This is a genomic window from Pseudanabaena minima str. Chao 2107, from assembly GCF_051131155.1.
GTDB classification, from domain to species: domain Bacteria; phylum Cyanobacteriota; class Cyanobacteriia; order Pseudanabaenales; family Pseudanabaenaceae; genus Pseudanabaena; species Pseudanabaena minima.
In genome coordinates, this window is the sequence record NZ_CP159508.1 from 5,090,001 (window position 1) to 5,105,789 (window position 15,789).

Genomic DNA, 15,789 nt, shown 5'->3' on the forward strand with positions numbered 1-15,789 from the left:
TGATAGTTTGCGATCATCTATTTTCTCTAAATATCAAAATTGGAGCGAGCGATTATGAAACTATTTAGAATTCCACTCGTGGCTTTGGGACTACTCTTTTCAATCAGCTTTAATTGCAATTCAACAAAAGCATTAGCGAAGGATTTACCAAAATCACCGATCGCACTCCAAGACAAATATTCGGCTCTGAGTAACTCAACTATTATTGATCTCAAGGAACTTAGCGCGAATCCCAAAAAATATAACTTTTTTACCTTTAGACCTAACTTAGAGAAGCTGATTCTTTCTGGTGAGGCTGATACTCAACATATCAGTATCCTGTGGTATACCATTCCTAATGGGAGTGTGGGGTTGCATTATCATTCGATGACTGAGTCTGTCTATACGATTAGTGGTTCACAGAAAGATGCTAAAGGAGTTTATCCTACAGGTTCTCTTTATTTCAATCCGCCCGAAAGTGGTCATAAAGTCTCCGACAGCACAGGGTTCTTTCTCCTTGCCTATGCAGCACCTCCTGACTTTAAGAACATAGACAAAATCAAGCCCTATACGCCAGTTCAAATCAACACGTTAGATCCTGAATTGGGAAAAAAATATGTATTTACTAACCCCAAAAGTGGCGTTAAGGTCTACAACATTCCCCTAGATCCTAAGGGTGGCATGAGTTCTCAAATTATCAAAAGCACATCACTGATTGGCTATACATACTCAGGGAATTATCTGCTTGTTCTTCAAGGGAGTTGTAATATTGACGGTAGGAGATTCATGAAGGATATGTTGGTGGTTGCGAAGACAATTAAAACTGAGTCTTACAAACTTAGTGCTACCAAAGATAGTTCTTGTATGGCTTTGGGGCTTTCCTTCTAGTCTTGCTATCCAAGAATTAGTAGTGCGGTACTTAGCGTCGCACCATTAATTCTTGGGTAGCAAGGAAGTATCTCATCAAATAAACTGTAATTCATGATTTTTCTCTGGTTTGACGACATATATCTAGGCGGTAAAGTACTATATCCACTAAATTAAACCCTTCCCAAAAAAATAGACTTGGCAAATGTCCTCGCGGAGCAGCGATCTCAAAGGTCAAATTCTCGTATTTACGCCAGATTTTGGGAGAAAATTCCAGATTAAACCAACGGGGTTTGCGCCATCCGATGCGATCGCTAAACTTCTCATAGATATTCGCAAATTCCCAATAAGTATCTTCTTCATAGATCATCTTTCCACCGAGACTCTTCCAAACTTGTTTTTGAGTACTCCAGCCAAAGTGATTATTACTAAATTTCATCCATGCTTGATCAATCGCTATCCAGATATCACAGCTAATGTTATCGATATCATCGGCGTTAAGTTCGGCTACTTTACTTTTATTAGCATGTTCTAAAATAATCTTATTCGTAAGGCGATCACTTTCTTTCCATTGACCTAAACTGAGCAATTCTTGAAGTTGCCGTATTTGTGTATATATCTGTGAATAGTTTTGAATATTGGAATTGGAACGAGGAGTAATTGCAATAGCTGAAGATAGATTTATTAAAGAGTGCAAATCTTGCAATACCTCATTAGCGGAACTGTAACGGTTGGAAATGGCTCTAGCTAATAGGCGATCGAGGATATTTGCCAGATGACTGGAAATAGAAGTTTGTAAATTGTCTCGCCAAATCCAGCGATCGCTCACATCGTCATAGAGATCAAAAGGCGAAATCCCTGTTAATAAATGAATGCAAGTCACACCTAAACTATACAGATCGCTTTGAGGCAAAGCTTTACCTCTCGCTTGTTCAGGAGCTATATATTCCGCGCTCCCGATTAAAGTTCCTGTGCGATTGGCTGTATTGCTTGTAATAGCCTTAGCCGCTCCAAAATCGACTAATACTAAATTGCTTTGAGGATAATTGGTGATTGGTGATTGGGAATTGGAGCTTTTCCTATTTCCTTTTTCCTGTTTTCGGACAATATTGTCTGGCTTAATATCGCGATGAATAACTTGATGATCATGGATGAATTGGAGAACGGGCAGAATATCTTCTAGTAGTTGGTAAATCTTGGCTTCGCTAAAGATGCCCTGACTCTGTAACTCGTTATAGAGATTTTCGCCTTCGATGAGTTCTTGTACTAAATATAGACAGCCATCTTCTTCAAAATAGGCAATTAATTTAGGAATTTGGGGATGTGAGCCTAGTACCTTTAGTTGAGCAGCTTCACTTTCAAATAGGGCGATCGCCTTTTTCATTAATTCAGGTTCTCGAAACTGCGGCAGAAATTGTTTAATCGCGCAGGGTTGCCCTAGTCTTCCTAAATCCTTTGCCCGAAAAGTGCGCCCCATTCCTCCCTGTCCAATTAAGGCGATCGCTTCATATAGCCCTTTGATCTGCAAATTTTTGCCGCAATTTATGCAAAATCTCCCGCCTTCGGGATTATTTGGCTTCTGGCAGTTAGGGTTGAGGCAATAGGGCATATTTCTGACGATAGATTTACATTTGTTTGCGCTAAATGTAAAGTTTAGTTAATTAATATTAAACTTCTGTAGGAAATTAATTAATCATGGTAGTCACACCAATCAAGAATTCGTCAAACGATAACGATACTTCTAAGACTGTTAACAAAACCGTTGGTCTTAATGTAAATCCTACAGGGGCAGGCGTATTTGGTTTCAGTAACTTTGCCGAGACTTGGAACGGACGGATGGCAATGATTGGCTTAGTTGCAGGTTTTGCTAATGAGGTCTTGACGGGTAAAGGTATTCTTGCTCAAGTTGGCATTACAGGCGGAATCAGTGTTTTGTTTGCACTCTTCTTTGCAGGTTTTACAGTTGCTACATTGCTTGGTTACTACGCAGTTAAAGCGACTAAAGACGCTGAGTAACGATATTTGCTATACAGCGCGAAGTAACACATTTCAAACAAAAAAAGGTTGGATGCAAAGCGTCTAGCCTTTTTTTGTTTGCGAATGGCTAAATTATAGGTATAATTTTGAAAACGATTATCATTTTTTGAGCATCAGCATCTATGCTTGAAGTGCAAAACCTGTCGGTGAACTATCGCGAAGTCACGGCATTATCGAATATTTCCTTTAGTATCCCATCTGGCTCATTAGTGGGACTCATTGGAGCCAATGGTGCAGGCAAAAGCACTTTGCTCAAGGCGATGCTCGATCTGATTCCTGCTCAAAAAGGTCAAGTTTTTTATAATGAAAGATCACTCAAGCAACAACGTCAAAAAGTTGCCTATCTTCCACAGCGATCGCAGATTGATTGGGACTATCCTGTGACCGTATGGAATGTGGTGATGATGTCACGCACAATGCACTGTGGCTGGTTTGGTAGAACGAGTCGTCAGTCTAAGGAAATTGTGCGAGCAGCCTTAGAGCGTGTTGAACTTGATGATTTACGCGATCGCCCGATTAAAAATCTTTCGGGGGGACAGCAACAACGGGTATTTCTAGCGCGAGCTTTGGCACAACAGGCGGATATTTTGTTGTTGGATGAACCAATGACCGCAGTGGATAAAAAAACTGAGGCGTTAATGTGGAATATTTACAGTGAACTCAGGCAAGAAGGGAAAACTTTGCTAATTAGTTGCCATGAATGGGGCAATACCCTCGATCGCTACGATCAGTTACTCCTACTCAATCGCCATTTAGTTGCTAGTGGTACGCCACGTCAAGTCTTAACCCCTGCTAATATTCAGAGCGCCTATGGTGCATCGGTTGAGCAGATTTATCCGCGCGATCGCGCGGAAGAAGAATTATTATTTTGCTAATTCTCTAACAAGAGAGTAGGGGCAACTCATGAATTGTCCCTACACTAAAATAAGGGTCTTAAAGCATTTTCGCGTAAGTCCTAAGAGAATTGTGGTTTTCGCTATAAAATGGGGAGGATCGACAGACCGACTCGCTTTAGATAATTTCATGCTCCAAATCACCAAACATACATCTATTGCGATCGACGAAATTAGTATTACTGCCATCCGATCGCAGGGCGCTGGTGGGCAAAACGTCAATAAAGTCTCCACAGCAATTCATCTACGTTTTGATATTAATGCTTCTTCTTTGTCGCCACTCTATAAAGAACGGCTTCTAAATTTAAGCGATCGGCGCATTACGAAAGAGGGCATCATCATTATCAAGGCTCAGCAACATCGTACTCAAGAACAAAATAAAGAAGATGCTCTCAAGCGACTCCAGTTATTAATACAAAGTGTGACGATCACGCCCACTAAGCGTAAACCCACTAAGCCATCACGCAGCGCTCAAACCCGACGGATTGACGATAAAACTAAGCGTGGGGCAATCAAAGCTTTAAGGGGGAATATTACCGAGTAAATGAATCATATTAATTGTTTAAATTACTTGCCTATTGTTGAAACGTTCCATTCTGTGCAAGGCGAAGGTGTATGGATGGGAACTAATGCTTTTTTTATTCGCTTGGCGGGCTGTGATGTCGGCTGTCCTTGGTGTGACACTAAAATCTCTTGGAATCTGAAAAAGCATCCTGAAATGGCGATCGCGGATCTCGTAGATGAAGCCGTAAATGCTAAACCTGCGATCGTTGTAATTACGGGGGGTGAGCCATTGATGCATGATTTGCAGGAATTAACGCAGCAGTTAAAATTACAAAATTTACAAGTACATCTAGAGACATCAGGTGCATATCCTTTTAGTGGTAATTTTGACTGGGTAACCTTTTCGCCCAAGCAGTTCAAACATCCTCATGCCAGTATTTATGAGCAAGTGAGTGAATTAAAAGTAGTAGTTAAAGATGAGTCAGATTTAATCTGGGCTGAACAGAATGCGACGAAAGTTTCGACAAAGGTGGTGAAATACTTGCAGGCTGAGTGGGAAACTGCTAGTAGTAAAGATTTAGTACTGCAATATGTATTAAGTCATCCAGATTGGCGAGTGAGTATCCAAACTCATAAGTTATTGGGAGTTAGGTAAACAAAATGGTAGATATCGGGAATTCCGCCAAAAAGGCAGTAATTTTATTGTCTGGTGGATTGGATTCAGCGACGGTGGCAGCTCAGGCGATCGCGGATGGCTATGAAGCGATCGCCTTATCCTTTCGTTATGGTCAACGTCATGAACGCGAGTTGCTAGCTGCTCGTCAAGTTGCTGCCGCTTTGAATATTAATGAGCATTATATTGTCGATGTAAATCTTGCCCAGTGGGGTGGCTCTGCTTTAACTGACGAGAATATTGCCGTGCCAACGGAAGGCGTGCAATCAGGTGAGATTCCGATTACCTATGTTCCAGGAAGGAATACAGTATTTATTGCGATCGCTTTATCTCTAGCAGAGTCTAAAAGAGCCGAGGCAATCTATTTGGGAATTAATGCGGTGGATTATTCAGGCTATCCCGACTGTCGTCCAGATTATTTGGAGGCTTTTCAAAATTTAGCTATGCTCTCGTCAAAAGTTGGCATAAAAGGGAAGGCTCCCAAATTAATTGCTCCTTTAGTGATGGATTCTAAAACTGATATTGTCCGACGCGCTAGACTTTTAGGTGTGCCTATTGATTTGACATGGTCATGCTATCAAGGGGGTGAAGTTCCTTGTGGCGTTTGCGATTCATGTCGGATTCGCGATAAAGCTATACTTGAAGCTAATGGACTCAACGCAGCGTAAAGCTAAACTAAAGCAAAAATTAACTGATTTCCGAAAGCGATCGCAGCTAAAAGAAGCTCACCAACTTTTGATTAAGTTAGGGATTCCATTAGATCTATGTCAAATATTTTTGCCAAATACTGCCGAAGCTGATCATCTTGAACAGTGGCTCAGTCAATCATTTCCTTGGCAATCTGGACAGATTGATTGGCATAGAATGTCTGGACATATTTGTGTGAAGTGGCATGAACAACCTGCTTCTATATTTCATGAGCTTTGCCAAACCCAGCAACTCCCTAATTCTATTGTCAATGTTGTCTGGTTCTCTGCTGCTCAACCAATTCTAGCTATGCCTTTGGATGTGGTTAAGCTTTCACTAGAAGCAATTGTGTTTGAGGATTGGGATACATGGATTTTTGATCCAGTTGCGGGTTGGTGTGTGGAGTTCTATCACGAAGGGTCTATGTGCTATGGCAGAATCTAAAAAAGTGAGATGCGTTGCAGTGCAAAACACTGCAACGCATCTCACTTTTTTAACGCGAATTCTATATAGTCGTTTGTGTCGTGCTTTGCACGCCGCCAATGGCAAACTGACGTTTTTTTAGCAAAATTAGCGAGCTAACATTGCAAAATATTTACATCAGCTATGCTATATTAGGAAACGCACGGCAGCTTGGCTCAGGTGGTTAGAGCGACGGTCTCATAATCCGTAGGTCCCGGGTTCAAATCCCGGAGCTGCTATAATAATAAAAAATAAAAGTATAGGCGGCGCTTAGCGCCGCCTATACTTTTATGGGGTTCATGATAGTATGTAGACAATTTACTCCCTAAGACAAAGGACAAGATTATGGGATTACTCGATCGCATTGGTATGGTGGTCAAGTCCAATGTAAATGCAATGGTTACGGCTGCTGAAGATCCAGAAAAAATTCTGGAGCAATCAATCATTGATATGCAAGAAGATTTGGTGCAATTGCGCCAAGCTGTCGCGCAATCAATGGCTGCTTTGAAGCGCCAAGAGCAACAATATAATCAAAGTGCATCTCAAGCACAAGAGTGGGAAAAACGGGCGATGCTAGCTCTCCAAAAAGGAGATGAAAACCTAGCAAGGGAAGCTCTTAGCCGTAAGAAAACTCATGCTGATTCGGCGGCAACCTTGAAAACTGGCTTAGATCAGCAGTCAGGGCAGGTAGAGCTACTCAAGAAAAATTTAATTGCGATCGAAGGCAAGATCTCTGAGGCAAAAACCAAGAAAGAGATGCTCAAGGCGCGTATGCAGTCGGCTAAGGCTCAAGAAAACCTTAACAATATGTTGGGTAAGGTTAATACTAACTCAGCCGCTGCAACCTTTGAGCGCATGGAAGAGCGTGTATTAATGGCTGAGGCTAAGGCAAGTGCTAGCTCTGAACTTGGCATGGACAACCTTGAGTCTCAGTTTGCTCAGTTAGAGGCTGGCAGTGGGGTTGATGATGAACTAGCTGCACTCAAAGCAAAAATGATGACAGGTAGCCCTGCAACTCAAAGTGCTTTGCCTCCATCGGATGCAGCAAAGCCAACGGTCGGAGCAGCGATCGATGCTGAGCTTGAAGCTCTTCGTCGTCAAATGGGTTAATCGCTCGAAGTTAATTTACAAGACGTTTTTTAATTAACATCAACGAAAGTCACAACTAAAAAAATAAGAGTCAGCGCTAAGCGCTGACTCTTATTTTTTAGTTGTGACTTGTTTTAATACCAAAGAACAAAATAGCGTAGCCATTTTGTTCTTTGGTATTGTTGCTATAAAAGGAGAAAAAGCTAAAAACTTGCTCATGATATTATGTAGAGGATTCACTCTTTAGGACAAAGGAAAGGATTATGGGACTACCTGAACGCATTATTATGGTGCTCAAGTCCAATCTAAATGCAATTGTCTCGGCTGCTGAAGACCCTGAAAAGATTCTGGAGCAATTGATCTTTGATATGCAAGAAGATTTGGCGCAATTGCACCAAGCTACCGCGCAGGCGATCGCATCATTAAAAATCCAAGAGCAACAATACAACCAAAGTACAACAGAGGCTCAAGAATGGGAGAAACGAGCAATGTTGGCTATCCAAAAAGGGGATGATGCCCTAGCTAAGGAAGCACTCAGCCGCAAAAAGACGCACACTGAAACAGCGAATACTCTAAAAGCTGGCTTACAACAACAAACAGGGCAAGTGGAGTTGCTTAAGAAAAATCTAACTGCGATCGCAGGTAAAATTGCGGAGGCAAAATCGAAGAAAGAATTGCTTAAAGTCCGTTTACAAACGAGTAAGTCTCAAGAAAAGCTCAACAATATACTTGGCAATGTAAATACTAATTCGGCAGAAGCTACTTTTGCCCGCATGGAAGAGAAGATTTTAAAAGCAGAAGCTTTGGCATGTGCTACTGCTGAACTCAATGCTGATGAACTAGGGGCTAAGTTTACACAATTAGAATCAGGTAGCGATATTGATGACGAATTAACTGCGCTTAAAGCCAAAATAATGATTGTGAGTTCTGCTTCACAAAGTGCTTTGCCTCCATCGGATGCGGCTAAATAGGATAAGCGCAATCTAAGTTAATTTAAACGGAGAAGGTAATGGGATTAATCACGCGCATTGGCATGTTGGTCAAATCCAATCTAAATGCAATAGTTGCGAAAGCTGAAGATCCAGCAAAAATCCTGAAACAGTCAATTAATGACATGCAACGAGATTTAGTGAAATTACGCCAAGCTGTCATGCGATCGATCTCATTGCTTAAACTTCAAGAGGAACAATATAAAGAAAGCGCAACTCAAGCCCAAGAGTGGGAAAAACGGGCGATATTAGCTATCCAAAAGGGAGAGGAAAATCTGGCTAGGGAAGCACTTAGTTATAACAAAACCCATGCTGATTCGGCAGCTACTTTAAAAGCTGGTTTGGATCAGCAGTCGCGGCAGGTAGAAACGCTCAAAAAAGATTTGATAGCGATCGAAAGCAAGGTTGCTGAGGCAAAAACCGAGAAAGAAATCCTCAAAGTGCGGAAAGATTTGGCGGCGACTTTAAAAGCTGGATTGGATCAGCAGTCGGTGCAGGTAGAAACGCTCAAGAAAAATTTGATTGCGATCGAAAGCAAGGCAAGAACCAAGAGAGAAATGCTCAAAGCGCAGTTTTTACAGGAAAAAAACCAAGAATACCTCAACAATATGTTGGGCAAAGTGAATACCAATTCGGCTGCTACTACCGTTGAGTGCGTGGAAGAGAGTTTTCGGCGGCTGGAGGATCGTGCGCGGCTGCAAGAGGTATTATTAGCTAGTGCTAGTTCTGAGGATGATCTCGAATCTAAGTTTATCAAATTGGAAGCTGGCAGTGAGATTGAGGATAAAAACGCGGCTCTCAAGGCGAAGGTACTCTCCAGTAGCCCTGCGCCTCAAGGTGCTTTACCTCCATCGGATGTAGCTAAACCTAGTGTTAAAGCAACGATCGCTGATGAGATAGAATCTCTACGCCGTCAATTGGGTTAACTAAAATGGAGAAGGTTATGGGAGTACTTGATCGCATTGGAATATTGATAAAAGCTAAGATTAAAGCAAGGATGGATGCTGAAGATCCAGAAAAAATTCTGGATCTATCAATTAATGACATGCAAGCAATTTTGGCGGGATATCGCCAAAAACTCGTGCAATCAATAGCAGATCTAAATCTTCGTGAGCAACAATCCAATCAAAGCGCCAATCAAGCCCAAGAGTGGGAAAAACGAGCGATATTAGCCATCCAAAATGGAGATGAAAATCTGGCTAGAGAAGCGCTTAGTCAGATGAAAATACATCTTTATTCAGCGATGACTTTAAATTCTCGTTTGGATTATATGGCTCAGGAGGTAGAAGTGCTCAAGAGAGTCATTGAGATGCAAACAGAATTGGTGCAATTACGTCAAATCCTTGAACAATTAATTGCAACTCTCAAACTCAAAGAGGCTGAATATAATCAATGTACTTTGCAATTACAAGAGTGGGATCAGCGATCGCTATTAGCTTTGCAAAATGGCGATGAAAATCTCGCAAATGAAAATCTAAAGCAAAAAGAAAACTATGGGAGTTTGGCAGAAACTTTGAAATCTGAACTTGATTTACAATTGATGCAAATCGATGCACTCAAGAAAAATTTTATATCTATCCAAGGCAAAATTAGGGATGACACAACAATACCCGATTATTTTATAAAGTTGCCACCGCTAGAATCTGGTGTTGATTCTGAGCTAGCAGCACTTAAGGCAAAAATAATGGAGTCTTGCTCGAGAGTGTAAATTAATCTGTGTAAAGCCTAGGAAGTTTACAGAGAGATAACCAAGACACACAATTACTAACACTAAAACCGATGAATATACGCAAAGAATTGCTAGATGAATTGCTGAGAATAAAAGACTTAATCGGAAATAAGGAAGAGATAAATCAAAGGTGAAGTTTCCAATCATATCCCTGAAACTAAGCAGACTTCCTCTGTCTCATTGTGACCCTAAAATTATGTAACCCACAAGAAGTTTCCATAACCACATCGTCATAGTTCAGTTTTCGGTTTCTAAAAGTATCGTGGACAATACGTGACCTTTTCACACCAACAATGTGATGCTCGACAACAATCCTCTGCTTGGAAATCTGTCGGTTACGTTCTTTTTCCGCATCAGTCAACTCGCCACCACGGGGTTTCTTCTTTGGTTGCAAAATAATTAGGGCTTGCTGAAAAAGAGACTAAGGGGAACGTAGTGTGCAAAGAGGAAGGGGATAATACTTTGAGTGTCTACAAGGAAATTGCCAAGAAAAAGAATTAAAGTTAAAGAGCGGTTTCCGCGAAGGAAGAACAAAGAGTTGCCAGCAAAACAAAAACCAAGAAAAACCGAAAAAAATAATCCGCTTGAGCAGCGCATCTAAATTCATCACCAAGAAAGTGATAGCGATCGCGGTTTCCGAAGTATTTGCCAACTTGGACATGACACGATTTAAACTGAACCGTCGTTTAGCCTGCCCAAACTTACCTTCAATTTGATTACGCACCTTAGCATCATCAAGAGTTTGTTTACGAATAGCCGCTAAATCATCGGGTACAGGTCTGCCCAAAGGCGGAGCGGTAATCCGAATACCGAGATTTCGACAATAGGCCCGATTGCTGCGAGTGCGGTAAATCTGGTCAACGTAAACCGCTGCAGGATAATGTCCAAAGCGAGATTTAAACAATGCTACTTGCTGCTGCAAATCCCCCGATTCATTGAAGTTATCCCAACTGAGATGGTCGAGAAATGCATGACCATCGACACAACTAACCGAGAGTTTAGCGCCAAACTCCACAGGTGTTCCTGCCTTACCTCTGACCATCGGACGTACATGAGGTTGCGTAATTCGTCGATAGGTGCGTGGTTTCTTCGCTAATTGTTCTTTCACTTGTTTGTAAAGAGCATCAATCACTATTTCCGTTTGTTCCCTTGCTTCGTTCAACAGTTTGATGTCAGTGGGATAACGGATGTCGCTTGGCGCGACTGTTGCATTTAGCAGCAGTTTCCCTTGGTTTGCTGGTTCTGGTTCTTTCTGTTCCTTTTCTATATTCTGCTCTTCTAACTTCTCTTTCTTGTCTTCTTTTTTCTCTTCTTTCTTGTCCTGCTTTTCTACTATCTCTTTTTGTCCCGACTCTTTAGGGGGTTTCACTATCCGTTCGTTGATTCTGCCCCCGATCTCTAGATTCAATCGTTTGCGGAAATGTACCATCATGCTTGCTTCAAATGGGGCTTTGTCTCTGTACTCTGATAAGCCTAGGAAGTATTGTAAATATGGATTCTCACGAATTTGTTCTACTGTCTCTTCGTCACTTGTTCCTAGCTTCTCTTTGATGATCAGCGCCCCAAGTGCCATCCGAAATGGTTTTGCTGGCGCTCCTTGTCCTTGACTAAATTGCGCTGCATATTCATTCTCAAATTGTTCCCACGGTACTAGTTCTGCTAATCTTACCCATCGATTTTCTCCTGACAGTTTGCCGCCAAATGGTAAGTAGAAGTTCTCGAATGATAGCTGTCCTGTGGGGGATTGTCGGTACATGCAATTTTATTTGTGCAAGGGTTTTTCTTGCTTTTCTTGCTTTTCCTTGCATTTTATCAGTTTTCGCTCTCCTTGAAAACCATTGCTTGTATGCTTTTCTTGCTTTGTCAGTAAGCCCTAATTATTTTTTATAGAACTCTAAAACGATGACTATTCAACAAATTGATTTGGCTATATTAGAACTTCCTCCGCCCCTAATCTCGCAACGTCAAAAATCACCACAAAAAGCAAGGACAGATAAGTTATGACCAGTCATCTATGGATAACTCTACAATTTGTCCAAAATCTGATTTGTTACGAGTGATTAAAGTTGCATTGTTTGTTAAAGCGATCGCGGCAATTTTGAGATCCATATTTCCTAGACGAGGATAGGCTTTGCGTAAGCGTTGATGTTCTAGGGCAGATGCACGGCTAAAAGGGATAATGGTGATCGCTTGGTAATTGATTGCTAGTTGCTGTAATCCTTGATAGGCAAAGATTTGTTCATCTAATGTTTTTGCTTTAGCTAAAAAAGCGAATCTTCCTCTAATCTGCTCTTCGTAGGTAATGACGGTAACGGCAACCTAAGGATTTTCTATCTCTGAAAGTTTGGCTAAGATTCGCTTTCCTTCTTGTACATTGCGCTGAATCAGGCTGAGATTATCGGTGTCAAAAATATACATGATGCTCTATTCAGCAGATTTGCGCCATTCTTGACCGAGGCGATTTGCTTCGTCAAAAGTGGGGTCGTTTTCAAAGCTACCTGCGACTTTTAACCACCAAGGTGTTTTTTTCTGCACAAATACAGATAGCATCTGTCGCATTTGTGCGAGTTCTGTTTCTAAAGCAGCAACTCTAGTTTCTAGATGTTGAGATTTGTATTCAAGCATAGAAGTTTTTGATGAGCTAAGTTGATGCGGCTATTATAGCAAGATGCTTGCAAGTGAAAAAACTGCCAAAGAATAGATTACTATCTTCCGCCAACTGCAAAAGATGTAAGTGGAATATCAAGATATTCAGGAAGATTAGGTAAATGGATTAGTTCATCACAAAATGGATTGGGAAAACACTCTAACTCATCATTAAACATTGTGATAACTCCAGTAACATTCTTTCTCACACTTTCTGCTGTCACAAAATATCCGCATTTATCGAGATAAGAACGCCTCTGAGAATCAAAACCAAGTTTAAGAAGCAATTCCTTTTGGTTTCCTTGTAATTGATCGACAACAAATTTAGGGTAGGATACTTGCTGCTGTGAAGTAATTTCGTTGGGTTCTATCCAATCTGATAAAACTAAAGAACCGTACATAGCAGAGAACATTTTCTCACATATTTCTGGATCTTGTGTATCTAAGAAAACTAGAAATGGTTGTTTTAGGAACTCATCTTTAAACGATTTACGCTTAGATGCTTTCTTTGAAATTGTTTTTTGAATGTGTTCTACATAATCATTATGAGGAACTTTTATCCAAGAAATATTATCAATTCTTCCCATTCCTGATTTTGCGTGTTTTACAGAGATTTTTGAGTCATCTATGGTAAATTCATAAGGTAATTGATTTTGGTTAATAGATTCTAGACGTTGGTGCAATTCTTCTGCAAACTCTTTAAATGATTTTTCTTGTGTTGATCGTTCATATCCTTTTAAAGCAATTTTAGATAGGTCTTGAGAGTATGTAAAGGAAATAGATACAACAAAATCCAGTTCTCTGACTAGAGGATCTAATTTTTGGTGTAGCAAAAGTTGGGATTCGTCTCTTGACATATTAGCGACTTCAACCAGTAACGTTAAGCCTCCACGACTTACACATAAATCTGGTGGGCTATGAAATCTCCTGTCTTTATCTAGATCTAGTAATAACTCTACTTCAAAAGATTTTTCTGCTAATTGCTTGGCTACTTTAAGTTCAGAAAGTGTTGGTAGTAACTTACTGTCAGAACCGATATCAGCAAGTTTTTCTTGTATACCGTGAATGGATAAATCTTGTAGACTGACAAGTATATCGGCATAAGTACGCCAAATATATGTCATTAATTCAGTTTTATTTTCATACCATTCTGTAAACTTTTTGTTTTTGTGAAAAGCCCAAAAGAGAATCTCAATTTCGTCTTTATTGAATTTAGAAAGCATTGTTTTTTTGTAGAAAAAGAATATTGCAAATTGTATTATCGTTCAATTTTACTCAAGCTCTCGAATGCGTTCTCGCGTGGCATTAACCCCAACAATATATCGTTGCTGTTTGAAAAAATTTACTTTATATTTATATAACCGAGATGCTTTACGGAAATCCACTAAGGCTTCTTTTTTATTCCCTGCATCTTTTTTGATTAAAGCACGATTATAGTAAGAATCAGCATCTTTAGGATCAATGCGAATAGCTTCATTAAAGTCGATGAGTGCCCCTTGTTTGTTTCCTAATTTTGATTTTACTTGCCCTCGATTCTCGTATGCCTGAGACTTGTTAGGGTCGATACGGATAGCTTCATTGAAATCATTGATTGCTCCTTGCTTATCTCCTAATTTAAATTTTGCTAGTCCTCGACCACAGAGAGAATAATAACTATGAGGAAAGAGATGAATGGCTTTATTAAAGTCATAGATCGCTTCTTGATGATTTTCTAAATTATATTTCAAATCCCCACGCCAATTGTAATAAATACTATTGTAAAAAATACTATAACTAGAAAAGTCAGGCTCAAGAAGTATTGTAAATCTGAATTCAGTTAATTCCCATTGCTTATACTCTAAATTGCACTTTGCAATCTCTTGCTTAAATTTATCATTAGAAAGCTCTGGTCTGAGACAAACAAATTGCTTGAAGTCATTGATAGCAGATTGTTTGTCACCTAATTCGTACTTTACAATCCCGCGACCATAGAAAGCATTAGCAAAGTCAGGTTTGAGACAGATAGCCTCTGTAAAATCGCTCATAGCACCTTGTTTGTCACCTAATTCGTACTTTGCAATCCCGCGATTTGAGAAGGCAATTGCAAAATCAGGTTTAAATCGAATCGCTTTACTGAAGTCAGCAATAGCTCCTTGTTTATCTTCTAGTTCATACTTCGTGATTCCGCGAATATTATAAGCATCAACATTGTCAGGTTTAAAATAGACCATTCTGCTGTAAGCATCAATAGCTTCCTTAAAATAATTTTTGCCATGTAATGTATCACCCATACCATAAGCATCGTAACCTTCGCCGAGTAGCGCATCGCCCCTGCCATGAGCAAAGTTAATTTCTCGATAGATAAATTTAGTAATATTTTCAACTTTGACTTCTAAATTTTTGTCTAGTATCTGCTTCGCATTGAATCTCTCATTAGGATATTCACGCAAACAATTTTGAACTATCTCATCAAAAGGTGTCGGTAGATATGCCTTAATCTTGATTTTCATTTTCCAAATATCTGTCACCCCATCAAACGGCAACTCTCCCGTCAGCATTTCCACAATCATCACACCCAAAGACCAGATATCCCAAGCAGGAGAAACCTTCATAGGGGCATCTTCTGAATAAGCAGCATAAACCTCTGGCGGCATATAAATTGGTGTACCCGTGAGGCTAGTCGTCATCGTGCCACTTTCCCGCCCCATCTGTCGCGCAATCCCAAAATCCGAAATCTTCCAAACATTCCCCACCCGCAACACATTCGCAGGTTTCAAATCCCGATGCGTTACCGATTGACCGTGCAAATAGACAAGCCCCGAAGCGATCGCCTCAACAATCTCCCTTACCTCACTAACTGGTAAAACCCGTGATGCTTGCAAATAATCCTCTAGCGTTCCACTCGCAATCTCCATCACCAACCCAAAGCAATCATAATCAAACACCGAATGCTTTAACCGTCCCTCCTCAGAAGTAATGCAATTAATCAGATTAGGATGCTTCAACCTAATCGCCGTCACTAACTCCTTAGCAATAATATCCGAAGGCATCTTATCTTTCCGAATCGCCTTAATCGCCACCTCCTGAATCTTCGTACCACCCACCACCTCACCTGCTAAAAACACTGCGCCAAAAGCCCCCGCCCCCTTAAACTCCTTCAAATAATACTTATGATTGAAGTAAGTCTTCTCGAAAATCTTGTAAAGCTCGTTATCCATAGAAATGCTTGCAGTAGCTAGATTACTGGTTGATCAG

18 protein-coding genes and 1 tRNA gene are annotated in these 15,789 nt (G+C 40.5%); 12 read left to right on the plus strand and 7 right to left on the minus strand.

What is annotated here, in order from left to right:
- The first annotated feature begins 54 nt into the window (after window positions 1-54).
- The gene (locus ABM313_RS22960; RefSeq protein ID WP_434685433.1) at window positions 55-867 is read left to right on the plus strand and encodes a cupin domain-containing protein; all 813 of its coding nucleotides are present in this window, start codon (window positions 55-57) and stop codon (window positions 865-867) included.
- Window positions 868-958: 91 nt separating this feature from the next.
- On the opposite strand, the gene ABM313_RS22965 is transcribed toward ABM313_RS22960, so the two are convergent.
- Window positions 959-2,455: a protein kinase domain-containing protein gene (locus ABM313_RS22965; RefSeq protein WP_434685434.1), complete on the minus strand. Its 1,497-nt coding sequence runs from the start codon at window positions 2,453-2,455 to the stop codon at window positions 959-961.
- 86 nt (window positions 2,456-2,541) lie between these two features.
- Between ABM313_RS22965 and ABM313_RS22970 the strand changes: the two genes are divergently transcribed.
- The 11 genes from ABM313_RS22970 (at window position 2,542) to ABM313_RS23020 (ending at window position 9,888) form a co-directional block, all read left to right on the plus strand.
- The gene (locus tag ABM313_RS22970) at window positions 2,542-2,862 is read left to right on the plus strand and encodes a chlorophyll a/b-binding protein (protein ID WP_434685436.1); all 321 of its coding nucleotides are present in this window, start codon (window positions 2,542-2,544) and stop codon (window positions 2,860-2,862) included.
- A gap of 143 nt (window positions 2,863-3,005) precedes the next feature.
- Entirely contained in the window at window positions 3,006-3,758 is a 753-nt protein-coding gene (locus ABM313_RS22975) for a metal ABC transporter ATP-binding protein (RefSeq protein WP_434685437.1), read from the plus strand.
- Window positions 3,759-3,906: 148 nt separating this feature from the next.
- The gene (gene arfB / locus ABM313_RS22980) at window positions 3,907-4,320 is read left to right on the plus strand and encodes an alternative ribosome rescue aminoacyl-tRNA hydrolase ArfB (protein ID WP_434685438.1); all 414 of its coding nucleotides are present in this window, start codon (window positions 3,907-3,909) and stop codon (window positions 4,318-4,320) included.
- Window positions 4,321-4,935, plus strand: a complete 615-nt coding sequence (locus ABM313_RS22985; RefSeq protein ID WP_434685439.1) for a 7-carboxy-7-deazaguanine synthase QueE — start codon at window positions 4,321-4,323, stop codon at window positions 4,933-4,935.
- A gap of 5 nt (window positions 4,936-4,940) precedes the next feature.
- Complete coding sequence (gene queC, locus ABM313_RS22990) at window positions 4,941-5,621, plus strand: 7-cyano-7-deazaguanine synthase QueC (RefSeq protein WP_434685440.1); 681 nt, start codon at window positions 4,941-4,943, stop codon at window positions 5,619-5,621.
- On the plus strand, window positions 5,602-6,084 hold the full coding sequence (locus ABM313_RS22995) for a CDI toxin immunity protein (RefSeq protein ID WP_434685441.1): 483 nt from the start codon (window positions 5,602-5,604) through the stop codon (window positions 6,082-6,084). The genes queC and ABM313_RS22995 overlap by 20 nt, the downstream gene beginning before the upstream one ends.
- Before the next feature lie 183 nt (window positions 6,085-6,267).
- A tRNA-Met gene (locus ABM313_RS23000) sits at window positions 6,268-6,341 on the plus strand.
- 106 nt (window positions 6,342-6,447) lie between these two features.
- The gene (locus ABM313_RS23005; protein ID WP_434685442.1) at window positions 6,448-7,212 is read left to right on the plus strand and encodes a PspA/IM30 family protein; all 765 of its coding nucleotides are present in this window, start codon (window positions 6,448-6,450) and stop codon (window positions 7,210-7,212) included.
- Window positions 7,213-7,454: 242 nt separating this feature from the next.
- Complete coding sequence (locus tag ABM313_RS23010; protein ID WP_434685443.1) at window positions 7,455-8,162, plus strand: PspA/IM30 family protein; 708 nt, start codon at window positions 7,455-7,457, stop codon at window positions 8,160-8,162.
- 38 nt (window positions 8,163-8,200) lie between these two features.
- Window positions 8,201-9,106, plus strand: a complete 906-nt coding sequence (locus tag ABM313_RS23015) for a PspA/IM30 family protein (RefSeq protein ID WP_434685445.1) — start codon at window positions 8,201-8,203, stop codon at window positions 9,104-9,106.
- A gap of 17 nt (window positions 9,107-9,123) precedes the next feature.
- A complete protein-coding gene (locus ABM313_RS23020; protein WP_434685447.1) occupies window positions 9,124-9,888 on the plus strand; it encodes a PspA/IM30 family protein in 765 nt (254 codons plus the stop codon).
- A gap of 178 nt (window positions 9,889-10,066) precedes the next feature.
- Here ABM313_RS23020 and ABM313_RS23025 read toward each other — a convergent pair whose 3' ends face one another.
- From ABM313_RS23025 to ABM313_RS23050, 6 genes are all read right to left on the minus strand, one after another.
- The gene (locus ABM313_RS23025; protein WP_434685449.1) at window positions 10,067-10,303 is read right to left on the minus strand and encodes a transposase family protein; all 237 of its coding nucleotides are present in this window, start codon (window positions 10,301-10,303) and stop codon (window positions 10,067-10,069) included.
- Window positions 10,304-10,330: 27 nt separating this feature from the next.
- Complete coding sequence (locus ABM313_RS23030) at window positions 10,331-11,665, minus strand: transposase (RefSeq protein ID WP_434685451.1); 1,335 nt, start codon at window positions 11,663-11,665, stop codon at window positions 10,331-10,333.
- A 242-nt stretch (window positions 11,666-11,907) separates the two neighbouring features.
- A complete protein-coding gene (locus tag ABM313_RS23035) occupies window positions 11,908-12,213 on the minus strand; it encodes a type II toxin-antitoxin system VapC family toxin (RefSeq protein ID WP_434688573.1) in 306 nt (101 codons plus the stop codon).
- Between the two features lie 120 nt (window positions 12,214-12,333).
- Entirely contained in the window at window positions 12,334-12,534 is a 201-nt protein-coding gene (locus ABM313_RS23040) for a hypothetical protein (protein ID WP_434685453.1), read from the minus strand.
- A gap of 80 nt (window positions 12,535-12,614) precedes the next feature.
- Window positions 12,615-13,778 (minus strand): hypothetical protein, encoded by a 1,164-nt coding sequence (locus ABM313_RS23045; RefSeq protein ID WP_434685454.1) that lies wholly within the window; start codon window positions 13,776-13,778, stop codon window positions 12,615-12,617.
- Between the two features lie 48 nt (window positions 13,779-13,826).
- The gene (locus ABM313_RS23050; RefSeq protein WP_434685455.1) at window positions 13,827-15,752 is read right to left on the minus strand and encodes a protein kinase domain-containing protein; all 1,926 of its coding nucleotides are present in this window, start codon (window positions 15,750-15,752) and stop codon (window positions 13,827-13,829) included.
- Window positions 15,753-15,789 lie beyond the last annotated feature (37 nt).